Source organism: Telluria sp. Soil_C_11, from assembly GCF_057657395.1.
Genome location: NZ_JBDGIN010000003.1, coordinates 332,252 through 353,725 on the forward strand (window position 1 = coordinate 332,252; position 21,474 = coordinate 353,725).

A 21,474-nucleotide genomic window follows, 5' to 3' on the forward strand; every position below is an offset into this window, starting at 1 on the left:
TTGTCGATAGGTCGAAGCGAATGCCCGCTTTTGGCCGAAAGCAGACTCATTGTAGCGTCCGCTAACGACCCAGAGCAGACGGTCGGCCCACGAGGGCTTAGCGAGTCATTTCGGAACCAGACCCTTGAAACACGCGTTCAAGTTGGCCCAGTTCGTAGTCAATGCCAGCGGTGACGGCCCATTCTTCAGCTGCGCCCTGCAATCCATGCAGCTCGACGTTGAAGACAACGTTACCAAGTGCAGTACAGGTCGCGGACAGCTTGAAATCACCTTCAATCGACTGCCATTCCCTTGCGCCATTCCAGGGCCGACCTTGCTTGCCCAGGTCTGCAAGGAACGCTTGAAGTCCAGCAGCATCGCCGGTTTCAACCCAGACTTCGACCTTTGCAGAAACGGGGAAACCAACGAGCTCAGCGAGCAAACAGGAGCCGCTTACGTAGCTGACTCTAAGTTCGCGATTCGAGCTACAGGATCGGATGTTGATCATGGGAGCGTGTATTTGTGAGGTCGGCGTTGCAGGTCCGCTTCTGGCCGGTTGCAGCCTAACACGGCCGTCCACTTTCGACTCAAAACTGACACATCAACGCGAGAAATAAACTGTAGCGAGCGTAGATTGGCCTTGCTGTCTGCTATGTAAGCTCAGCGTGCAAATGCCGAAGTATCGCGTCGCCTGCGTCTGAATTCGCGAGCAGATAGCTGCCGCTCCAGTTGTCCCACCCGGCGGAAATTTCAAGCTCGGCACGAAAAAACGACGGGCTCACGCCTTCATCGAGCCCCGCTACAGTCTCTCCACACCGAATAAACCCTAGTTCGGTTTCAAGTTTGGCGCATGCTTGTTGGTACAGCACGGAATCGTAATTGCCGAAGTCGAGACTTACGTGCCCGCTAGCAGCGATGGATATGGTCGGGTTCATAGCGATGCTATTTTATTGCTGGATTCAGACGACATACCATTTCCACGTAGGTTCGCTCCTGATGCCCATGAAAAATAGAGTGCGGATAGAGCTTAGGTGTATTTTTAACAACATATTGCGAACCGTGCAGAGGTGTTGCATGGATGTTTGCTAGACTGTGTCTAGCTGGAAATCGTATTGTGCCCTTGTGTGACATTGGCGTGATTTCCGTTTGATACCAGTAGCAGAGCACCTGACGACAGGAGGGTTCATCATGGTACGGTGGCTTGCAAACTTGATTTCTCATAACGCTCCTACGCCTGAAAAACACGCAAAACGGTCGCTCAACGACCTGCGCATGGAGTTGTATCAATCCGAGCAACATTTGATGGAAATGCAGTTGCGTGCAGATTACTACCGGGCTCGTATCGCTTTCCTGGAAGAAGTAACAAAGAAGGGAATCGAGCAGGTATCTGACCAGCGCAAACGTCAACAGGATGCTTCTCAGGCACTGCGGCCCGGACTCAAGCTCACGGCAGCGCAATAGCGCCGAATCCGCAGCCAGACAAGGCCGCGCGGCAGATTGGCATTCACGAGTACCGAGTACGATCTGCCTCGGCTCGGCTCTTCCTGGTTACGGTGCGGCCGTCGGAGAAGAGCTCGCGCAAGAGCCGCTTCGCTTACGACGGCGCGCCATCGTCGTTGTCATCGAGTGGCCTCCTGTCACCGCTGGCAGCGCTCCCGAGCAGGGCCTTCGAGCGACGCATCCCCTCGACGCTCGACGCATAAACGCTCGGATGCCGGGCCATCCGCCCTCGTATTTCTTCCTCAAATCCGCAAGTGTCCGAGTTTGTTATCGGGGCAAGAAAGAGGATTGTCAGGCGATCTTGAAATGCTGAATGCGTAGGACAGCTCTCTGACAGGACTCCGAAAGTGTAGAGGGCGCGGCGTCCGCCATTGGCCGATTGCAAACCTTTCCAGCACACGCCCTAATTCCCCTCCCCGCCCCGCTTCACGATCGGATTGCGCGTATGCGTCCACCCGCTCATCAGCGAATACCCCACCGCCAGCAGGGTCGGCCCGATGAACAGCCCGACGAAGCCGAACGCGATCACGCCGCCCAGCACGCCCAGGAAGGTCAGCAGGAACGGCAGGCTGGAGCCGCGGCTGATCAGCATCGGCCGCACCACGTTGTCGACGCCGCTGATCGCGAAGAAGCCCCACACCAGCATGAAGATGCCCCAGCCGGTGCTGCCCTGGGCGAACAGCCAGATCGCCGCGCCGCCCCAGATCAGGGGTGGGCCGACCGGGATCAGGGACGATACGAACACCAGCACCGACAGCAGCAGCACCGCCGGCACGCCGGCGATGGCGAAGCCGATTGCCGCCACCAGGGCCTGGGCCAGCGCCGTGCCCAGCAGGCCGTACATCACGCCGCGCACGGTCTGGCTGACGGTTTCCGTCACCGATTCCGCTTCCTCGTTCATGATGCGCTGCACGGCGGCGCCGATCACGGTGCTCAGGGCTTCGCCGTCGCGGTAGAAGAAAAAGCTGACGAAGGCCGCCAGGGCCATCTGCACCACGCCCGCGCCGAGCACGATGCCGCCCGCCACCAGGTAGTGGCGCGCCGGCTCCGCCATGCGGCGCGCCAGTTCCATCATGCGGTCGCGGCTGGCCAGCAGTTCGCGCAGGTAGAGGTCGATCTGCTCGCCGAGCAGCGGGATCGACGGTATCCAGGGCGGCGGCTGCAGGTTGCCGCGGCCCAGCTTGCGCAGTTCCTCGAAGGCGGCGGCGGCGTTGTCGGCCAGGTTGTAGGCGACCAGCGCCAGCGGGATCACGACCAGCAGGGTCAGGGTGAGCGTCATGGTCAGCGCCGCCAGCGTGCGGCGGCCGCGCATGCGCTGGCGCAGCCTCAGGTACAGCGGCCAGGACGAGATGACGACGGCGGCCGCGAACAGGATCGCGGCCAGGAAGGGTCGCAGGACGTACAGGCAGCCGAGCGTGAGGAGGATGACGGCGGCGGCGCGGGTGGTGTTCCTGCCTGGCCGCTGGTCCATGCCCTTGGCCTCAGCCCAGCAGCTGGCGGACGTCGTGGACGATCGAATCGGCGGTGACGCCGTGGCGGAGGAACAGGCGCAGCCTGCCGTCCTTGTCGAACACATAGCTGCCGGCCATGTGGTCGATGGTGTAGCTGCCCGGCTCCTTGCCCGGCACCTTCGAGTAGAACACCTTGAAGTCCTTGGCCGTCTTCGCGGTCTGCTCCGGCGTGCCGTACAGGCCGACGAAGCGCTTGTCGAAGGCCGGCACGTAGCTGGCCAGCAGCTGCGGGGTATCGCGCTCGGGGTCGAGGGTGATGAACAGCACCTGCACCTGGTCGGCCTGCGGGCCCAGCTTCTGCATCACGCTGGCCATTTCCGCCATCGTGGTCGGGCACACGTCCGGGCATTGGGTGTAGCCGAAGAAGACGATCGCGACCTTGCCCTTGTAGTCGGCCAGGGTGCGCGGCTTGCCGGTGTGGTCGGTCAGGCTGAAGCCCTTGGCGTAGTCCAGGCCGGTGACGTCGGTGTTCTGGAAGCTGGCGGCCTGCTTGCCCGGAAGCTTGTCGCATGCGGACAGGGAGAACGTCAGGGCGCAGGCGGCGACAAGTGCGGGCAGCAGTTTTTTCATGTCAGAAGTTCAGGTATTGCTTGACGTAGTGGTCCACCAGCAGCGCCGCGAACAGCAGCGCCAGGTAGATGACGGACCAGGCGAAGGCCTTGCGCGCGACCTGGTCGCTGTAGCGCTTGTGGACCAGCCAGCCGTGGCGCAGGAACACGGCGTTCAGGCCGATCGCCGCCAGCAGGTACAGCCAGCCGCTCATGCCGACCGCGAACGGGAACAGGGTGCAGGCCGCCAGCGCGACCGAGTACAGCCAGACCTGCTGGCCGGTGTACTGCATGCCGTGGGTCACCGGCAGCATCGGCAGGCCGGAGCGCACGTAGTCGTCGCGGCGGTACATCGCCAGCGCCCAGAAATGCGGCGGGGTCCAGACGAAGATGATCAGCACCAGCAGCCAGGCTTCCATCGGCACGGTGTTCGCCACCGCCGCCCAGCCCAGCGCCGGCGGCATCGCGCCGGACAGGCCGCCGATCACGATGTTCTGCGGCGTGTTCGGCTTCAGCAGGACGGTGTAGATCAGCGCATAGCCGACGAAGGTGACGAAGGTCAGCCACATGGTCAGCGGATTGACCATCGTGTACAGGATGCCCATGCCGGCCCCGCCGAGGATGGCGGAGAAGAACAGGGTCTGGGTGGTCGACAGTTCGCCCATGGCGGTGGCGCGGCGCGCGGTGCGGGCCATGCGGGCGTCGACTTCGGCCTCGATCAGGCAGTTGACGGCGAACGCGGCGCCGGCCAGCAGCCAGATGCCGAGCGTGGCCCAGAACAGCACGTGCCAGCCTGGGAAGCCGTCGGTGGCCAGGAACATGCCGATCACGGCGCAGAAGACGGCGAGCTGGGTGACGCGCGGCTTGGTCAGCGCCCAGTACTGTGAAACGCGGCTGGGCGGTTTATGGGTGGCGGTTTGGGTAATCATGAATGGCCCGCGGACGCCGCTGCCGGGTAGGAGCGGGCTTGCGGCTTCGATCCGAGTTGATACTGTACCTTGTAGTTTAACATGGTCACCAGCAGGACAAGGAGGGCCGCCCCGGCGTTATGCAGCACGGCGATGGCAAGCGGGAAACTGAAAAACACGGTCGCCATGCCCGTGAACGCTTGCACCGATAATACCAGGGCAAGGTTTCGCGCGGTGCCGTGCAGGCCCGGCAGGCGCCAGGCGCGCCAGGCAGCCAGCCCCAGCACCAGCACCACCACTGCGGCGAAGTTGCGATGCACCCAGTGGATGGCGGTCAGGGCCGAGAACGGCAGGTAGTGGCCGGCGGCCGTCTTGCCCAGTTCGCGCCACAAGGTGAAGCCATGTTGAAAATCCATCTCTGGGACAATTTGTCCTTGGCAGAGTGGAAAGTCGGTGCAGGCAAGCGTCGCATAATTGGTACTCACCCACCCTCCCAGGGCCAGTTGCACCAGCAAAACGACCCCGGCCAGCCAGGCCAGCGGGCGCAGGCGGCGCAGTTTCAGGGCGTCCGCGGGGGCCAGCGTCGGGGCCGGATGCAGCAGCTTGTCTTCGCGCCCGCCCAGCCAGGCGGCCAGCGCCAGCAGGGTCATGCCGAACAGCAGGTGCAGGGTAACGATGACGGGCTGCAGCTTCAGGGTCACGGTCCAGGCGCCGAACGCGCCCTGCACGCAGACCCACAGGAACAGCACCGTCGGCAGCCAGGGCGACGCGGTCTTCCCTTTCGAGCGGCGCCATTGCACCCACGACGCGATCATCAGGCCGATGATCAGGAAACCGATGCCCATCGCCAGGAAGCGGTGGATCATCTCGATCCAGGCTTTCATTTTGGTCACCGGCCCGGTCGGCATCAGGGCCTCGGCGGCGGCGATGTGTTCGTGGGCCAGGAAGGGGTTGGCTTCGCCGTAGCAGCCCGGCCAGTCGGGGCAGCCGAGGCCGGAATCGGTCAGGCGGGTGAAGCCGCCGAACACGATCAGGTCGAAGGTGAAGAACACGATCACCCACGCCAGCTTGCGGTAGCGGTGGGTGCCGGTTGCCATCCAGACCATGGACAGCGGCACGGAAGCGGCCAGGATGCCGGTCAGGGCCAGCAGGATGAAGTTCGAGGCTTGCATATCTTGTTACTCAGCCGACCGAGGATGCCTTCAGCAGCTTGTAGATGTCCTTGTGCACTTTGCGCGGCTCCGGATCCTTCGGGAAGCGCATCATCAGGTGGCCCAGCGGGTCGATCATGTAGATGTGGTCGGCCACGCTGGTGCCCGGGTCGGCCGGTAGCCAGTTCGCCACCGCCCGGGCGTCGGCGCGCAGCATGTGGGTGCCGTCGTATTCGCGGATCACGATGGTGTCGAGCGGCTCCCTGTCCGTGATCAGCCAGACGCGCTCGATGCGCTCCATGTCCTTGCCCTGCATGAGGCGCAGCTGGCGCATCGCGAACAGCTGCTTGCGGCAGGCGTCCTCGCAGGCGCCGGGCGCGGCCATCAGCATCACCCACTTGCCCTTGAACTGTTCCAGCGCCGCCGGCTTGCCGTCCAGGGTCGTGGTCGCCATCGCCGGGACCGGGTGGGCGCGCTGGTCGATCAGGGTGCCGTAGTTGTTGCGCTTCTCGGGCTTGAGCACGTAGAAGGTGAAGTAGGACGCGATCATCGGCGAGGCGCAGACCAGCAGCACCAGCCAGAGCATCCAGCGGCCGCGTTTGCGTTGTGGGAGTTCAGCCGGCTTTTTTTGTTCCACTTCGAAATCCTGTTATCACAAAGAATAGAAAGGCCATCGCCGCCAGCGCGTACCACTGCACGGCGTAACCCTTGTGGCGGTCGATGTCCAGGCTGGGCGCCGGCCAGCGGCGCACCAGGGCGTCGCCGGGCAGGTCCGGCCCGGTCTGCTCGACGACGACCGGCAGCAGGTCGAGGCCGCTGGCGCGGGCCAGTTCGGCCGGCTCGAGGTTTTGCACGATCGCATCCGGATGGAGCGCCGCGGGCGTCCCCAGCTGCATCACGCGGGCCAGCTGGCGCACCGCCCTGCCCTCGATCGTGACGCGGCCGGCCGGCGTGGTGTATGGCGGCAGCCGGTCGTGTTCGGCCGTATTGCGCGGCAGCCAGCCGCGCGCGACCAGCACGAACTTGTCCGATCCCGCTATTTTAAACGGCATCAGCAAAACGAATCCGCTGCGGCCTTCTTGCGGCCGGTTGTCGAGGAACAGCGGCCAGTTGGGGACGAATTCCCCCGTCACAATGACCCGGTGGAATTCCAGACGCACCGGATCGACGGGGCTGCCGTCGAGCGCCAGCGCCGGCGCCGCCATGCCCTGCTCCAGCCGGGCCTGCAAGGCGGTCTTCTCGGCCGCGCGGCGGGTCTGCCAGTTGCCCAGCGCGATCCCGAGCAGCACGAGGATGAGGGTGGCTACGAACGGGACTGTCCTGAAACGGAAGCGAAGTCGCATACAATGTCACTATTCCAACTCAGGGCACATCATGAAGATCGTCGTCGCCGTTGCGTTCGTACTCATCCTGGGCAGCCTGGCCTCCGCGCTGTTCTTCCTGATGCGCGACAAGGGGCGCAGCAACCGCACCGTGCAGGCGCTGGCGATGCGGGTCGGGCTGTCGATCACGCTGTTCCTGCTGGTGCTGTTTTCGTACAAGATGGGGTGGATCCAGCCGACGGGGTTGCGCTGAGCGCTAGCGTGTAAACGTCGTCCCCGCGCAGGCGGGGACCCAAGTTCTGCATGAGTTATCGGAACGCTCGCAAACTTGGATCCCCGCCTTCGCGGGGACGACGTTCAAGGTGCGCAGTTCCTCGTTCAAGCTGCGCCGGTTTTTACAGCCAGTACACCACGACGTACAAGCCCAGCCAAACCACGTCCACGAAGTGCCAGTACCACGCCGCCCCCTCGAAGGCGAAGTGGTGGTCCGGCGTGAAGTGGCCCTTCAGTACGCGGTACAGCACCACCGACAGCATGATCGCGCCCATGGTCACGTGGAAGCCGTGGAAGCCGGTCAGCATGAAGAAGGTCGAACCGTAGATGCCCGACGAGAGCTTCAGGTTCAGCTCGGTGTAGGCGTGGTGGTATTCGTAGGCCTGGAAGCCCATGAACACGGCGCCCAGCAGGATGGTGGCGAACAGCCAGATCGCGGTCTGGGCGCGGTGGCCGGCGCGCAGGGCGTGGTGGGCGATGGTCAGGGTGACGCCCGAGGTCAGCAGCAGCGCGGTGTTGATGGTCGGGATCGGGAACGGGCCCATCGTGTTGAAGGACTCGACGGTGCCGGCCGGGCCGACGCTGCCCCAGTGGCCGGCGAAGTCAGGCCAGATCACCTTGTGGTCGAGGTCGGCCAGCCACGGCATGCTGATCGAGCGCGCATAGAACAGCGCGCCGAAGAAGGCGCCGAAGAACATCACTTCCGAGAAGATGAACCAGCTCATCGACCAGCGGTAGGAGGTGTCGATGCGCGCGCTGTACTGGCCCGACTCCGACTCGCCGATGGCGTCGCCGAACCAGAAATACAGCACCACGAGCATGGCCAGGATGCCGGCGATGCACACGCCCGGCCCCCAGGTTGCGGAATTGACCCAGCCGGCGGCGCCGACCATCGTGACGAGCATCGATAGGCCGCCAGCCATCGGCCACCGCGAGGGGCCGGGGACAAAGTAGTACGGCGCATTTTGTGGCGAACTCATTCTCATCTCCTCAAACGAACTTTTGATTTGTCGAATTCTTGCTCTGCTCTTGATTCTGCTTTGATTCTTATTTCGCGACCGCCATCCGCACCACGAACAGCAGGATGCCGATGAAGATCGCCACCCCGATCAGCGCGCCGATGATGACGTGGATCGGGTTCAGGTTGGCGGCGTCGTGCTCGTAGTCCTTGCGCTTGCGCACCCCGAAGAAGGACCAGAACACGGCCTTCATGGTGGCGCCGAAGCTCGCCTTCCGCGGTTGATTCATTGTCCAGGCTCCTTCGAGGCCACCGCGCCGCCCACCTCGAAGAAGGTGTACGACAGCGTGATGTTCTTCACTTCGCGCGGCAGGGCCGGATCGATGAAGAACACCACCGGCATCTGGCGCGCCTCGTTCGGGCCCAGCACCTGCTCCTTGAAGCAGAAGCACTCGACCTTCTTGAAGTGCGGGGTCGCCGACTGCGGCGCGTAGCTCGGGATGGCTTGCGCCTTCACGGTGCGCGCCTGGGTGTTGACGACCTCGTAGATCACGGTCGCCATCTCGCCCGGGTGCACGGCTATGCTGCGCTGGGTCGGGCGGAAGCGCCATGGTCCCTGCGCATTGCCGTCCAGTTCGACGGTGATGGTGCGCCCCATATCGACCTGGGTGTTGGCGGGCCGCTCCACCGTGCCGTCCTTCTGCGTCAGCACGTTGATCCCCAGGACTTCGCAAACCTGGCGGTAGACCGGCACCAGCGCATACCCGAAACCGAACATCACGCAGGCCACCACCACCAGCTTGAAGAAGGTGGTGCGGTTCAGCGCCAGGTAGCCGCGCTGTCCGGTTTTCGGTGCATCGCTCATCTCGGCCCAGTCAGCTCAGCCAAAGCCGCTTGACGAACAGCAGCACGAAGAAGAACAGGGCCAGCCCGCCCACCCACAGGGCGGTGCGCAGGTTCTTCCTGCGCATCTCCTCGGCGCGCTTGTGGCCATCTTCAGCCATGATCATCTCACTTCACCAGCGGCGGCGTCTCGAAGGTGTGGAACGGCGCCGGGCTCGGCACGGTCCACTCCAGGCCTTCGGCGCCTTCCCACGGCTTGGCTTCCGCCTTCTGGCCGCCGCGGATGGTCGGCAGCACCACGAAGAACAGGAAGTACACCTGGCTCAGGCCGAAACCGAAGGCGCCGACCGACACGATCTGGTTGAAGTCGGTGAACTGCACGGCGTAGTCGGCGTAGCGGCGCGGCATGCCGGCCAGGCCCAGGAAGTGCATCGGGAAGAAAGTGATGTTGAAGGTGATCAGCGACAGCCAGAAGTGCGCCTTGCCGCGGCCTTCCGGATACATGTGGCCGGTCCACTTCGGGGCCCAGTAGTAGAAGCCGGCGAACAGGGCGAACAGGGAGCCGGCCACCAGCACGTAGTGGAAGTGCGCCACCACGTAGTAGGTGTCCTGCACCTGGATGTCGATCGGGGTCACGGCCAGGATCAGGCCGGTGAAGCCGCCCATCGTGAACACGAAGATGAAGCCGACCGCGAACAGCATCGGCGTCTCGAAGGTCATCGAGCCCTTCCACATGGTGGCGACCCAGTTGAACACCTTCACGCCGGTCGGCACCGCGATCAGCATGGTGGCGTACATGAAGAACAGCTGGCTGGTCACCGGCATGCCGGTGGTGAACATGTGGTGGGCCCAGACGATGAAGGACAGGATCGCGATCGAGGCGGTCGCGTACACCATCGAGGCGTAGCCGAACAGCGGCTTGCGGGCGAAGGCCGGGATGATCTGCGAGACGATGCCGAAGGCCGGCAGGATCATGATGTACACCTCGGGGTGGCCGAAGAACCAGAAGATGTGCTGGTACATGACCGGGTCGCCGCCGCCGGCCGCGTTGAAGAACGAGGTGCCGAAGTGGCGGTCGGTCAGGGTCATGGTGATGGCGCCGGCCAGCACCGGCATCACGGCGATCAGCAGGTAGGCGGTGATCAGCCAGGTCCAGCAGAACATCGGCATCTTCATCAGGGTCATGCCGGGCGCGCGCATGTTCAGGATGGTGACGATGATGTTGATGGAACCCATGATCGACGAGGCGCCCATGATGTGCAGGGCGAAGATCGCCATGTCCATGCCCGGGCCCATCTGGGTCGACAGCGGCGCGTACAGGGTCCAGCCGGCGGCGGTGGCGCCGCCCGGCACGAAGAAGGAGCTGGCCAGCAGGATCGCGGCCGGCGGCAGCAGCCAGAACGAGAAGTTGTTCATGCGCGCGAACGCCATGTCGGACGCGCCCACCTGCAGCGGAATCATCCAGTTGGCGAAGCCGACGAAGGCCGGCATGATCGCGCCGAACACCATCACGATGCCGTGCATGGTGGTCAGCTGGTTGAAGAACTCGGGGCGGAAGAACTGCAGGCCGGGCTGGAACAGCTCGGTGCGGATCATCAGCGCCAGCACGCCGCCCGAGAGCAGCATGGTGAACGAGAACCACAGGTACAGGGTGCCGATGTCCTTGTGGTTGGTGGCGAACAGCCAGCGGCGCAGGCCGTGCGGATGGTCGTGTGCGTGATCGTGCGCATGGTCGTGCGCATGGTCGTGTGCGTGATCGATGGTGGAACTCATTTCAAGGTCTCCGATTCCAAACGCTTATTTGCCGCGGGCGGCCAGGACTTCCGAGGGCTGGACGATGTTCTCGTCGGCCTTGTTGGTCCAATTGTTACGGGTGTAGGTGATCACGGACGCGATCTCGGTATCCGACAGCTGCTTCCATGCCGGCATGGCGCTCGGGTACTTGCCGCTGTGCTTACCGTTCAGCAGCACGTTGATCTGCTCGGCCTTCGGACCCAGCACGACCGGCGAACCGACCAGCGCGGCGAAGGCGTTCGGCACGCCCTGGCCGCTGGCCTGGTGGCAGGCCACGCAGTTGGCGGCGTAGACCTTCTCGCCCTTGGTCTTCAGTTCGTCGATGGTCCAGACCTTGTTCGGATCGTCGGCCAGGGCCGCCATTTCCTTCTTCTTGGTGTTGACCCAGGCGGTGTAGTCCTCGGCGGAGACGACTTTCACGACGATCGGCATGAAGGCATGTTCCTTGCCGCACAGTTCGACACAGTTGCCGCGGTAGGTGCCGACCTTCTCGGCCTTGAACCAGGTGTCGCGCACGAAGCCGGGGATGGCGTCCTGCTTGACGGCGAAGGCGGGGATGGTCCAGGAGTGGATCACGTCGTTGGCGGTCAGGACCAGGCGGACCTTCTTGTTGACCGGCACGACCATCTCGTTGTCGACTTCGAGCAGGTAGGTCTCGGTGCGCGCGGTGGTCGGCGCGACGCCCGGCTCGCCGACGGCGGAGCGCGGGGTGGACAAGTTCGACAGGAAGCCGATGCCCTCGCCCTCGCCCTTCAGGTAGTCATAGCCCCATTTCCACTGCATGCCGGTGACCTTGATGGTCAGGTCCGGGTTCGAGGTGTCCTTCATGGCGACGACCGCGTGGGTCGCGGGCAGCGCCATGCCGATCACGATCAGGAAGGGAACCACCGTCCATGCGATCTCGACGGCGGTGGATTCGTGGAAGGTGGCCGGTTTGTGGCCGAGCGATTTGCGGTGCTTGAACACCGAGTAGAACATGACGCCGAAGACGCCGACGAAGATGATGAGGCAGACCACCATCATCCAGTTGTGCAGGCTGTAGATATAGTCGCCGATGCCCGTCACGGCAGGCTGCATGTTGAGCTGGTGCTCCGCTGGCCGCCCAATCACCTCGGGCTCGGCCCACGCCAGGGCCGGGATGCCGGCCACTGCGAGGCCGCACATCGCCGCTTTTAATCGCTTTGCATAAGTCATGTTGTCCCCAACCACCCAAAAAAAATGAATTTTCTTAAAGAGGCCGGCAATTCCATGAACGAACTGCCGCCGCTCCGAAATCCTTCCTGCAAACATCGACCATCAGGGACTACAAGGACCTCGATGAACCTGCTTGCTCGGGCCCCGGCACCGTCAACGAGACGATTTCCGAAGCCTTTGGTGTTGCTGCAACCAGTTCGACTTCACGCTGTTTTTGCTGAAGTTTTTAGCGTGATGACTGCTCAAGTCGAAAAAAGTGTCATTGATTATACTGAAATCGCTAATTTTTATTCAAGGAAAATTACTCCAACGGCATGGATGTTGCGTGATGCACTGCGGCAATTCCGTGGCGCCGCCGCTACGCCTTCGGCGGCTGCGGCCTCGGCTGGAAGCGCACGATCGCCTCGCCCGCGGCCGTGACCTTCGGCGCCGGCCGGAACGCATGGCCGTAGATGACCTCGAAAGTCAGGCCGAGCTTGCCATCCGGCCGGCGCTGGCTTTCCAGCGCGTCCAGCATGCGCCGCCAGGCCGCGCGTCCGACCAGGCCGCGGCGCCGGGTGGCCAGCGGGTTGCCGCCGAAGGCGCGCACATCCAGCAGCAGCGCCTCCGCCGTGTCGTAGGTGACCGTGATCTGTTCCATGTCCATCACCGGCGTGGTGAAGCCCGCCTCCACCAGCTGGTCGCCGAAATCGTGCATGTCGACGAAAGGCAGGGTATGCGGGGTTTCATCCATCGCTGCAAAGGCGTTGCGCAGCTCGCGGAAGGTGTCCGGGCCGAAGTTCGAGAACATCAGCAGGCCGTCCACGCGCAGTACGCGCCGCCATTCCGCGAACACGCGGTCCGGCTGCGGATGCCAGTGCAATGCCAGGTTCGACCATACGAGGTCGAGCGAGTTCGGGCCCAGTGGCAGCTGCCCGAAGTCGGCGCAAACGAGATCGATGCCGCTCTTGGCCGGCAGCAAACGGCTGAGGAAAGAACGCGGCGCCTGGGCGGATGCACCGGCGGCGGCCAGCATCGCCGGCACCGCGTCCATGCCGATCACCTGGGCGGCGGGATAGGCTTTCTGCAGCTGGGCCAGGTCGGCGCCGGTACCGCAGCCGGCATCCAGCACTTGCTGCGGGGAATTCTTCACCAGCGACAGGCGATCGAACATGCGGCCGGAAATTTCGCGGCGCAGGAAGTCGGACGGCGCCACCCGGCCCGGATCGGCGAACAGCTGGCAGACGCGCGCCTGGTCGATCGGCGCACTCATTTTGGAGGGAGGTTGGGGCGAAGCCATGGTCAACTGCGGTCAAAGAGAAGAATGGCGGAAGTGTACATGATGGGGGCCGATCCGATTTCCGAGCGCCCCGAAGCCATGCCCACCCACGCCTTGCCCTGGGCCCGCCGCTGGCCGCGCGCCCTCCTCCACCTGCTGCTGCCCTCGCACTGCGCGCTGTGCGGATCCGGCTGCGACGGCGTGGTATGCGCCCCCTGCCGGGATCATTTTTGCTTGCCAGTCACAAATCGCTGTGCCAGGTGCGCCAACCCCATCCCGTCGTCCCCGCGCAGGCGGGGACCCAGGTTCTGCATGAACGAAGGCAGCCAGGAAACCACCTGCGGCACCTGCCTGTCGATCCCGCCCTCCTACGACGCCACCATCTTCGCGGTCGACTACGCCCCGCCCCTCGACCACCTCGTCCTGCAGCTGAAATTCAGCGCCCGCCTCCCCCTCGCCCCCTGGTTCGCCGGACTGCTGCGCGACGCCATCCTCGCCCGCCCCGGCCTGCCCCTGCCCGACCTGCTGTGCCCGGTACCGCTGGGCCCATCCCGGCTGGTCGAGCGCGGCTTCAACCAGGCCCTCGAAATCGCCAGGCCGCTGGCCGCCATGCTGGGCGTGCCCCTGCACCCGCGGCTGGCGGCGCGCCAGGTGGACACCCGCGCCCAGTCCGGCGTCTCGCCGCACGAGCGGGCCGAGAACATCCGCGGCGCCTTCGCCATCGCCGATCCGGACCTGGTCGACGGACGCCACGTCGGCATCGTCGACGACGTCATGACCAGCGGCAGCACGCTGGAGGAACTGGCGGCCACCCTGAAACGCTGCGGCGCCGCGCGCGTGACCAACCTGGTGTTCGCGCGCACGCCGCCGCGCGCCTGAAGACCGGCGCGGCGGCAGCGGGCCGCTCAGGGCCCGGGATGCGGATTGTCGGGCAGTGACGGAATCGCGCGCAGGTACTCGTAGACGGCGTACAGGTCGCGGGTCGTCATCTTGCCGAACGCCGGCCAGGGCATCACCTGCAGGATCTGGCCGGCCGGATCGTGCGGATTGTGGCCGGTGCGCAGGGTCTGCACGAACTCGTCGCGCGTCAGGCCCGCCGGGCGGCCGGCGTGGTCCGGCGTGATGTTGGCGGCGGTGATGAACGGCCCGAACATGCGTCCGCCCGACATGTACTGCTCGGCGTTGATGCGCTCCGACTGGCCCCGGAACGGGTCGCCGCCCGGCGAATAGCTGGGATGGGTGTGGCAATCGACGCAGCCGGTCGTGTTGACGATGTAGCTGCCCAGCCAGACCATGCCGGGCTGCTTGCCCCTCAGGTTCAGGACCACGCCTGGCGGGACGATCTCGCGGCCCCGCTGGACGCGGCCGTCGTTGTCGTCGAGCGACGTGCCGGGCCCTGCGCCGGCGAGCAGCGGCGAGACGCTGGCCGCGGCCAGGACGATGGCCATCCACAGATGGCGGCGGGCAATACCAGATCCGTTCATGCTTCCTCCTCGTGTTGAAATACACCGGTGGCCGAAAACGAACCCATTCAGTATAGGCAGAGCCTGTCAATACGATAGGGCGAGATTGCAACGCTGGCGCCGATCTGCGCTATGCTCCCGCTTCGAGCGGCAGGACGCCGCCGCTGCCGTCCATTGTCAAGGAGAAGAATTTGTTTCATGTAGTACTGGTTGAGCCGGAAATCCCGCCGAACACCGGCAACGTCATCCGCCTGTGCGCCAACACCGGCGCGCAGCTGCACCTGATCGAGCCGCTGGGCTTTCCGCTGGACGACGCCAAGATGCGCCGCGCCGGCCTCGACTATCACGATTACGCGACCATGAAGGTGCACAAGAACTGGGAAGCGTTCCTGCGCGACGCGCAACCGGACACCACCCGCATGTTCGCCATGACTACCCACGGCTCTTCGCCCTTCGCCGACGCGACATTCAAGCCCGGCGACGTGTTCGTGTTCGGCGCCGAGTCGCGCGGCCTCGATCCGGCGCTGCGGGAATCCTTTCCGCCCGCCCAGCGCATCCGCCTGCCGATGATGCCGGGGAACCGCAGCCTGAACCTGTCGAACACGGTGGCGGTGGTGGTCTACGAGGCCTGGCGCCAGAACGGCTACGCGGGCGGGGCCTGAGCTCGCCCGCACTGCTAGATTTACCAGCTAGGCCCGCGGCGGGCCGGCGGCTAGGATGAAGCCTTTCCACTTCATCCATTTTCCATAATGCGCAGACTGATTTCGCTCCTGTTGCTGGCCGCATCGAGCGCCGGTGCCGCCGGCGCCGCCGACAGCTTCGTCTTCTCCAACGAGCCCGGTCCGTACCCGGTCGGCGTGCAGGTGAAGGCGCAATACGATACCTCCCGCGTCTACCGCCCCGCCTTCGACCTGGTGACGGGCCAGCCCGAGACGCACGAGCGCGCGCGGCCGATCCAGTCGCTCACCTGGTACCCGGCCAGCGCCAAAGGCAAGCCGCTCGCCTGGCGCGACTACATGATGACCAAGGCGACCGAGGATGCGCCGTGGCTGTCGCCGGCCGAGGCACAGCAAGCGGGCGACGCGATCATCAGGGACAACCTGGCCAACCTGGCGCCGGCCCTCGGCCGCCAGGTGCTGGCGCAGCCGATGTGGGCCAGCAAGGACGCGCCGGCGGCCGGCGGCAAGTTCCCGGTGGTGATCTACGCGCCCAGTTTCAGCGCCTCGGCCACCGAGAACGTCGACCTGTGCGAATACCTGGCCAGCCACGGCTACATCGTGATCGCCAGCCGCTCGCTGGGGGCGCACACGAAGTCGATGACGACCGATCTCGAAGGGCTGGAGGCGCAGGCCGGCGACATCGCCTTCCTGATCGGCCAGGCCCACGCCATGCCGCAGGCCGACATGTCGCGCATCGCCGTGGTCGGCTTCAGCTGGGGCGGCCTGGCGAACGTGCTGGCGGCGGCGAAGGACGACCGCATCCGCGCGCTGGTGAGCCTGGACGGCTCGGTGCGCAGCCATACCCGGTTCGTCGACGGCGGCAAGGACGCCGCCAAATATGCGACCCCGGCGCGGCTGGCGGTGCCGATGCTGTTCGTCGGCCGCGAGCGCGACTCGATCGAAGACCTCGTGAAGGAAAAGAAGAAGCTCGACTACAGCCTGTTGAACGAGATGACGTATGCGGACATGACCATCGTGACCATGCGGCCGATGATCCACCAGGATTTCGCCTCGGACGGCCTGCGCTTCGCGAACGGGGAGCGCTTCGGCGAATACTCGCGCGACGAAGTCTCGATGGCGCACAGCTGGGCCGCGCGCTACGTCGAACGCTTCCTCGACGCCTACCTGAAGGACGACCGGCAGGCACTGGCCTTCCTCGACAACAAGCCTTCGGCCAACAGGGCGCCGGCGCACATGCTGTCGGTCGAACGGCGCAAGGGCGCGGGCACGCCGCCGACGCTGGAAGCGTTCGTACGCGCCCTGCAGACCGGCGGCTACGAGCATGCACAGGATGTCTACGACAGGATGCACGCCGCCAACCCCGCATTCACCGTGGAGCCGGTCTGGTGCAACGTGTACGGCTACCAGTTGCTGCGCGCGGGGCGCGCGAAGGATGCGGTGCCGATCTTCCGCCTCGGGACCAGGCTGGAGCCGGGGTGGAGCGGCATCGCCGACAGCCTGGGCGAAGCCTACGAGGCGGTGGGTGAACGCCAGCTGGCGATCGACGAGTACCGCCGCGCGCTGTCGCTCAATCCCGCGGAGGGGCACTCGGTCGCGCGCCTGAAAGCGCTGGGCGTGGAAGCGCCGGCAAAGGCCAGCGCAGGCTGAGTTCCAGCGCGCATATCGGCCGCCGGTCAGCCGCCGAACTGGCGAATCCGAGCCACCAGCCTGGTGGTCGAGCGGTCGTGCGCGAAGTCGATCGCGACCGCCTTGCCGCCCTGGGCGATGACTTCCTTCCCTTCCGGGATCTCGGTCATCACGTAGTCGCCGCCCTTGGCGTAGATGTCGGGGCGCGCTTCCTGCACCACCTCGAGGGCGGTGTCCTCGTCGAATTCGACCACCAGGCTGACCGACTCCAGCGCGGCCAGCACGGCCATGCGGTCTTCCATGGAGTTGAGGGGACGGTCGTCGCCCTTGCCCAGGCGCTTCACGGAAGCGTCGGTGTTCACCGCGACCACCAGCGAGGCGCCCAGTTCGCGGGCCTGGGCCAGGTAGGTGACGTGGCCGCGGTGCAGGATGTCGAACACGCCGTTGGTCAGCACGACGGGCTTCGGTAGTTGGGCGACGCGCTCGCGGAGGGCGGCGCGGGTGGTGATTTTTTGTTCGAAGGTCGGCATGGGTATGAGAACTTGGGTCCCCGCCTGCGCGGGGACGACGGGTTAAGTGCGCGGGGACGACGGGTTAAGTGCGCGGGGACGACGGGTTAAGCGCGGGGACGACGGGTTAATTATCGCCCTCTTCCGGTTCTTCTTCCAGCATCATCGACAGCTCGGCCGGTTTCGCGGCGCCGCTGTCGCCGGCCGGGGCGCGGCGTTCGCCGGACAGCTTGATCTGCAGGCGCAGGCCGTTGGCCGAGTCGGCGTTGCGGATCGCTTCGTCGTAGCCGATGTGGCCGGCGTTGTAGAGCTCGAACAGCGCCTGGTCGAAGGTGCACATGCCCAGTTCGCGCGACTTGTGCATGATCTCCTTGATGGCGTGGAAGTTCCCCTTCAGGATCATCTCGCTGATGGTCGGGGTGTTCAGCAGGATCTCGATCGCCGCCTTGCGGCCCTTGCCGTCCTCGGTGCGGATCAGGCGCTGCGAGACGATCGCGCGCAGGTTCGCCGACAGGTCCATCAGCAGCTGCGGCCTTCTCTCTTCCGGAAAGAAGTTGATGATCCGGTCCATGGTCTGGTTGGCATTGTTCGCGTGCAGCGTGCCCAGGCACAGGTGGCCGGTCTCGGCGAAGGCGATCGCGTGTTCCATCGTTTCGGTGTCGCGGATCTCGCCGATCAGGATCACGTCCGGCGCCTGGCGCAGCGTATTCTTGAGGGCGTTGTGCCAGGAATGGGTGTCGACCCCGACTTCGCGGTGCGTGACCAGGCAGTTCTTGTTCTTGTGGACGTATTCGACCGGGTCCTCGACCGTGATGATGTGGCCGGCCGAATTGCTGTTGCGGTAGTCGATCATGGCCGCCAGCGTGGTCGACTTGCCGGAACCGGTGCCGCCGACGACCAGCACCAGGCCGCGCTTGGTCATCACGACATCCTTCAGCACTTCCGGCAGGTCGAGCTTCTCGAAGTTCGGGATCTCGGAGGCGATCGTGCGCACCACCATGCCGACGCTCTGCTGCTGCACGAAGACGTTGACGCGGAAGCGGCACACGTTCGGCAGCGAGATCGCGAAGTTGCACTCCATCTCGGCTTCGAACTCGGCGCGCTGGCGCTCGTTCATCAGCGACAGGGCCAGGGCGCGCGTCACCTCGCCCGTCAGGCGCTGGTTGCTGAGCGGCTTCATGGCGCCCTGGTGCTTCATGCTGGGCGGGAAGTCCGCCGAGATGAAGAGATCCGAACCGCCCTGGTGCTGCATGACGGTCAACAGCTTGTGCATGTACGCCTGGGCTTCCGCCGGGCCGAAGGTCGAGGACATGGTGGCCTTTTTGTTAACGTTGGGCAACATTACCCGGAACGGCCCATTATATCGACTGCTTTCTCGGTAAAATAGTGCTCATCTGCCCATTTTGACGGCGCTGTTGTAATCTCGAAGCCCATGACCCTGACCGAACTCAAATACATTGTGGCCGTCGCCCGCGCCCGCCACTTCGGCCACGCCGCGGAGGCCTGCTTCGTGGCGCAGCCGACCCTGTCCGTCGCGATCAAGAAGCTCGAGGATGAGCTGGGCGTGACCCTGTTCGAGCGCGGCGGCTCGGAAGTGTCGGTGACGCCGCTGGGCGCGCAGATCGTGGCCCAGGCCGAGCGCGTGCTGGAGCAGACCGCCGCGATCAAGGAACTGGCCAAGCAGAACAAGGACCCGCTGTCGGGCCCGCTGCGCCTGGGCGTGATCTACACGATCGGCCCCTACCTGCTGCCGCCGCTCGTGAAGAACCTGATCGAGCACGTGCCGCAGATGCCGCTGGTGCTGCAGGAGAACTTCACGGTCAAGCTGCTCGACCTGCTGCGCCAGGGCGAGCTGGACGCCGCCATCATGGCCCTGCCGCTGCCGGAACACGGGATGGCGGTGCAGCCGCTGTACGACGAGCCCTTCGTCGTCGCGATGCCGAAGAACCACCCATGGGCCACGCGCAAGGACATCTCCGCCGAGGACCTCAAGAGCGAGACCATGCTGCTGCTGGGCGCCGGCCACTGCTTCCGCGACCAGGTGCTGGAAGTCTGCCCGGAGATGGCGCGTTTCTCCTCGTCGCCGAGCGCCGGCAACGGCATGCAGCGCACCTTCGAAGGCTCGTCGCTGGAGACGATCCGCCACATGGTCGCCAGCGGTATCGGCCTGACCGTGCTGCCGCGCGCCTCGGTGCCGGACATGAAGGACCCGAACGGCATGCTGACCTTCGTGCCCTTCCAGGACCCGGCGCCGTCGCGCCGCGTGGTGATCGTCTGGCGCAAGAGCTTCACGCGCCGCGCCGCGATCGATGCCGTGGTCAATGCCGTGGCCGAGTGCGGGCTGCCGGGCGTGGAGATGGTCAGTCTCCAGGCCGCAGCCTGAGGCCGGCCGGAATCGGCGGCTGGATCGGCGCCTGCGCCGTCGCCCGGGACGGCGCGGGGACGGCGTCGGCCGCGCCGGACGGCAGGACGCCGGCCAGGGCGCATGTTCCGGGAGGCCGGCTGGCGGCGACGGATTCCAGCAATTCGGCGCCATGGTGCGGCATCGCGCCGGTCGATACGCAGCGCACCGGCGCCCAGGTGGTGCTGGACTGCCTGAACTCCACCGCCTTGAACTGGCGCGCACGCCCGCCCTGCTCCAGCGCCACCAGCGCCTTGTCGCCGCTCACCAGGCCGAGCACGAAGCGGCGCGCCGGCGGCATCCCGTCCGCCCACACATCGCTGGCATTGAAGTTTTCGCCGCGGTCGGCAATCCCGCCGTCGTGCGGCGACAGACCGACGCCGAGCAGGACCTGGACGCCGGGAGGCAGCTCGCGCAGCGATTGCGCTTCGGTCCAGTCGCCCTGGAGCCGATCCGCGCGGGACTGCCCGGCCAGCGCACAGCAGCCGATCGCCAGGCCGGCCGCCGCCACGATACGTGCGAACTGCATGCATGTCTCCTCATGGATTTGTCGTCGAAAGCCGGCATCGTAGCCCGGCCGGGTCCGTCATACTTTGTCCATCATCGATCGCGCGCCATGAACAGGCTAAAATCCTGACCTTGCATATTTTCAATTCAGAACAAGCGATGAACAAGCTGGCGCTCTACTTCCGCCTGATCCGTGCCGACAAGCCGATCGGCATCCTGCTGCTGCTATGGCCGACTATGTGGGCCTTGTGGATGGCGTCGGGCGGGCGGCCCGATCCGATGGTCGTGCTCATCTTCGTGCTCGGCACCGCCCTGATGCGATCAAGCGGTTGCGCGATCAACGACTATGCCGACCGCGACTTCGACCGCCACGTCAAGCGCACCGTCGACCGCCCGCTGACCAGCGGCCGCATCAAGGGCTGGGAAGCGCTGATGGTGGCGGCGGTGCTGGCGATCGTGTCCTTCCTGCTGATCCTGCCGCTGAACACGCTCACCAAGGAGCTGTCGGTGGTGGCCGTGATCGTGGCCGGCAGCTACCCGTACTTCAAGCGCTTCTTCGCCATCCCCCAGGCCTATCTCGGGATCGCGTTCGGCTTCGGCATCCCGATGGCCTTCGCCGCGGTGCAGGGCGCGGTGCCGGCGCTGGCCTGGTGGCTGCTGGTGGCGAACGTGTTCTGGGCCGTGGCCTACGACACCGAGTATGCGATGGTCGACCGCGACGACGACTTGAAGATCGGCATCCGCACCTCGGCGATCACGTTCGGCAGGTACGATGTATTCGCCATCATGCTGTGCTACGCGGCGGCGCTGGGGATCGACCTGGTGTGCGGCTGGCTGCTGGGCCTGCGCTGGTGGTTCGTGGCCGGCGTCGCGGTGGCGGCCGGCATGGCGCTGTACCACTACACCCTGATCCGCGGGCGCGACCGGATGCGGTGCTTCGCAGCGTTCCGCCACAACAACTGGTTGGGTGCCGCACTGTTCGCAGGTGTCGCGCTAGACTATGCATTCGGTTAATATTGTCCTTAATACACAACCAACATCGACGAGGT

General features: G+C 65.1%; 25 protein-coding genes. 7 read left to right on the plus strand and 18 right to left on the minus strand.

What is annotated here, in order from left to right:
* Positions 1-97 precede the first annotated feature (97 nt).
* Positions 98-487, minus strand: coding sequence for a DUF6228 family protein (locus AC3A6M_RS07080; RefSeq protein WP_487852020.1), 390 nt, complete (start codon positions 485-487; stop codon positions 98-100).
* Positions 488-1,167: 680 nt separating this feature from the next.
* Between AC3A6M_RS07080 and AC3A6M_RS07085 the strand changes: the two genes are divergently transcribed.
* Positions 1,168-1,440 carry a hypothetical protein gene (locus tag AC3A6M_RS07085; protein ID WP_487852021.1) on the plus strand — a complete coding sequence of 91 codons (273 nt, stop codon included), beginning with the start codon at positions 1,168-1,170 and terminating at the stop codon, positions 1,438-1,440.
* Between the two features lie 442 nt (positions 1,441-1,882).
* Here AC3A6M_RS07085 and AC3A6M_RS07090 read toward each other — a convergent pair whose 3' ends face one another.
* The 6 genes from AC3A6M_RS07090 to AC3A6M_RS07115 are packed head-to-tail and all read right to left on the minus strand — an operon-like array spanning position 1,883 to position 6,940.
* Positions 1,883-2,950 carry an AI-2E family transporter gene (locus tag AC3A6M_RS07090; protein ID WP_487852022.1) on the minus strand — a complete coding sequence of 356 codons (1,068 nt, stop codon included), beginning with the start codon at positions 2,948-2,950 and terminating at the stop codon, positions 1,883-1,885.
* Positions 2,951-2,960: 10 nt separating this feature from the next.
* Positions 2,961-3,560, minus strand: a complete 600-nt coding sequence (locus AC3A6M_RS07095; RefSeq protein ID WP_487852023.1) for an SCO family protein — start codon at positions 3,558-3,560, stop codon at positions 2,961-2,963.
* A 1-nt stretch (position 3,561) separates the two neighbouring features.
* On the minus strand, positions 3,562-4,467 hold the full coding sequence (gene cyoE, locus AC3A6M_RS07100) for a heme o synthase (RefSeq protein WP_487852024.1): 906 nt from the start codon (positions 4,465-4,467) through the stop codon (positions 3,562-3,564).
* Positions 4,464-5,618, minus strand: a complete 1,155-nt coding sequence (locus tag AC3A6M_RS07105; RefSeq protein ID WP_487852025.1) for a COX15/CtaA family protein — start codon at positions 5,616-5,618, stop codon at positions 4,464-4,466. Before AC3A6M_RS07105 ends, cyoE begins: the two co-directional genes overlap by 4 nt.
* Positions 5,619-5,628: 10 nt before the next feature.
* Entirely contained in the window at positions 5,629-6,183 is a 555-nt protein-coding gene (locus AC3A6M_RS07110; RefSeq protein ID WP_487852187.1) for an SCO family protein, read from the minus strand.
* A 28-nt stretch (positions 6,184-6,211) separates the two neighbouring features.
* Positions 6,212-6,940 carry an SURF1 family protein gene (locus AC3A6M_RS07115; protein WP_487852026.1) on the minus strand — a complete coding sequence of 243 codons (729 nt, stop codon included), beginning with the start codon at positions 6,938-6,940 and terminating at the stop codon, positions 6,212-6,214.
* Between the two features lie 31 nt (positions 6,941-6,971).
* On the opposite strand from AC3A6M_RS07115, the gene AC3A6M_RS07120 reads away from it, so the two are divergent.
* Positions 6,972-7,172 (plus strand): twin transmembrane helix small protein, encoded by a 201-nt coding sequence (locus AC3A6M_RS07120; protein ID WP_052233521.1) that lies wholly within the window; start codon positions 6,972-6,974, stop codon positions 7,170-7,172.
* A gap of 142 nt (positions 7,173-7,314) precedes the next feature.
* On the opposite strand, the gene AC3A6M_RS07125 is transcribed toward AC3A6M_RS07120, so the two are convergent.
* The 7 genes from AC3A6M_RS07125 to AC3A6M_RS07155 form a co-directional block, all read right to left on the minus strand.
* Positions 7,315-8,172 carry a cytochrome c oxidase subunit 3 gene (locus AC3A6M_RS07125; protein WP_487852027.1) on the minus strand — a complete coding sequence of 286 codons (858 nt, stop codon included), beginning with the start codon at positions 8,170-8,172 and terminating at the stop codon, positions 7,315-7,317.
* 67 nt (positions 8,173-8,239) lie between these two features.
* Positions 8,240-8,440 (minus strand): DUF2970 domain-containing protein, encoded by a 201-nt coding sequence (locus tag AC3A6M_RS07130; protein ID WP_487852028.1) that lies wholly within the window; start codon positions 8,438-8,440, stop codon positions 8,240-8,242.
* The gene (locus tag AC3A6M_RS07135) at positions 8,437-9,015 is read right to left on the minus strand and encodes a cytochrome c oxidase assembly protein (RefSeq protein WP_487852029.1); all 579 of its coding nucleotides are present in this window, start codon (positions 9,013-9,015) and stop codon (positions 8,437-8,439) included. Before AC3A6M_RS07135 ends, AC3A6M_RS07130 begins: the two co-directional genes overlap by 4 nt.
* A 10-nt stretch (positions 9,016-9,025) precedes the next feature.
* Complete coding sequence (locus AC3A6M_RS07140) at positions 9,026-9,154, minus strand: hypothetical protein (protein WP_487852030.1); 129 nt, start codon at positions 9,152-9,154, stop codon at positions 9,026-9,028.
* A 7-nt stretch (positions 9,155-9,161) separates the two neighbouring features.
* Entirely contained in the window at positions 9,162-10,766 is a 1,605-nt protein-coding gene (gene ctaD / locus AC3A6M_RS07145; RefSeq protein ID WP_487852031.1) for a cytochrome c oxidase subunit I, read from the minus strand.
* Between the two features lie 24 nt (positions 10,767-10,790).
* Positions 10,791-11,981 (minus strand): cytochrome c oxidase subunit II, encoded by a 1,191-nt coding sequence (coxB, locus tag AC3A6M_RS07150; protein WP_487852032.1) that lies wholly within the window; start codon positions 11,979-11,981, stop codon positions 10,791-10,793.
* Between the two features lie 358 nt (positions 11,982-12,339).
* Positions 12,340-13,260, minus strand: a complete 921-nt coding sequence (locus AC3A6M_RS07155; protein WP_487852033.1) for a methyltransferase domain-containing protein — start codon at positions 13,258-13,260, stop codon at positions 12,340-12,342.
* Between the two features lie 291 nt (positions 13,261-13,551).
* Here AC3A6M_RS07155 and AC3A6M_RS07160 point away from each other — a divergent pair, with 291 nt between their 5' ends.
* Entirely contained in the window at positions 13,552-14,118 is a 567-nt protein-coding gene (locus tag AC3A6M_RS07160; RefSeq protein ID WP_487852034.1) for a ComF family protein, read from the plus strand.
* 26 nt (positions 14,119-14,144) lie between these two features.
* Here the strand turns inward: AC3A6M_RS07160 and AC3A6M_RS07165 are convergent, their stop codons facing one another.
* A complete protein-coding gene (locus AC3A6M_RS07165; protein WP_487852035.1) occupies positions 14,145-14,723 on the minus strand; it encodes a hypothetical protein in 579 nt (192 codons plus the stop codon).
* Between the two features lie 170 nt (positions 14,724-14,893).
* Here AC3A6M_RS07165 and trmL point away from each other — a divergent pair, with 170 nt between their 5' ends.
* Both trmL and AC3A6M_RS07175 read left to right on the plus strand, forming a co-directional pair.
* Complete coding sequence (gene trmL, locus AC3A6M_RS07170) at positions 14,894-15,364, plus strand: tRNA (uridine(34)/cytosine(34)/5-carboxymethylaminomethyluridine(34)-2'-O)-methyltransferase TrmL (protein ID WP_487852036.1); 471 nt, start codon at positions 14,894-14,896, stop codon at positions 15,362-15,364.
* A gap of 87 nt (positions 15,365-15,451) precedes the next feature.
* The gene (locus AC3A6M_RS07175) at positions 15,452-17,029 is read left to right on the plus strand and encodes a dienelactone hydrolase family protein (RefSeq protein ID WP_487852037.1); all 1,578 of its coding nucleotides are present in this window, start codon (positions 15,452-15,454) and stop codon (positions 17,027-17,029) included.
* A 26-nt stretch (positions 17,030-17,055) separates the two neighbouring features.
* On the opposite strand, the gene rfaE2 is transcribed toward AC3A6M_RS07175, so the two are convergent.
* Together rfaE2 and AC3A6M_RS07185 are read right to left on the minus strand one after the other, a co-directional pair.
* On the minus strand, positions 17,056-17,538 hold the full coding sequence (gene rfaE2 / locus AC3A6M_RS07180; protein ID WP_487852038.1) for a D-glycero-beta-D-manno-heptose 1-phosphate adenylyltransferase: 483 nt from the start codon (positions 17,536-17,538) through the stop codon (positions 17,056-17,058).
* 106 nt (positions 17,539-17,644) lie between these two features.
* On the minus strand, positions 17,645-18,829 hold the full coding sequence (locus tag AC3A6M_RS07185; RefSeq protein ID WP_487852039.1) for a PilT/PilU family type 4a pilus ATPase: 1,185 nt from the start codon (positions 18,827-18,829) through the stop codon (positions 17,645-17,647).
* A 120-nt stretch (positions 18,830-18,949) separates the two neighbouring features.
* Here AC3A6M_RS07185 and AC3A6M_RS07190 point away from each other — a divergent pair, with 120 nt between their 5' ends.
* On the plus strand, positions 18,950-19,900 hold the full coding sequence (locus AC3A6M_RS07190; RefSeq protein WP_487852040.1) for a hydrogen peroxide-inducible genes activator: 951 nt from the start codon (positions 18,950-18,952) through the stop codon (positions 19,898-19,900).
* On the opposite strand, the gene AC3A6M_RS07195 is transcribed toward AC3A6M_RS07190, so the two are convergent.
* Entirely contained in the window at positions 19,878-20,447 is a 570-nt protein-coding gene (locus AC3A6M_RS07195) for a hypothetical protein (protein WP_487852041.1), read from the minus strand. The genes AC3A6M_RS07190 and AC3A6M_RS07195 overlap by 23 nt on opposite strands.
* 137 nt (positions 20,448-20,584) lie before the next feature.
* Between AC3A6M_RS07195 and ubiA the strand changes: the two genes are divergently transcribed.
* Positions 20,585-21,439 carry a 4-hydroxybenzoate octaprenyltransferase gene (gene ubiA / locus AC3A6M_RS07200; protein WP_487852042.1) on the plus strand — a complete coding sequence of 285 codons (855 nt, stop codon included), beginning with the start codon at positions 20,585-20,587 and terminating at the stop codon, positions 21,437-21,439.
* Positions 21,440-21,474: the final 35 nt, after the last annotated feature.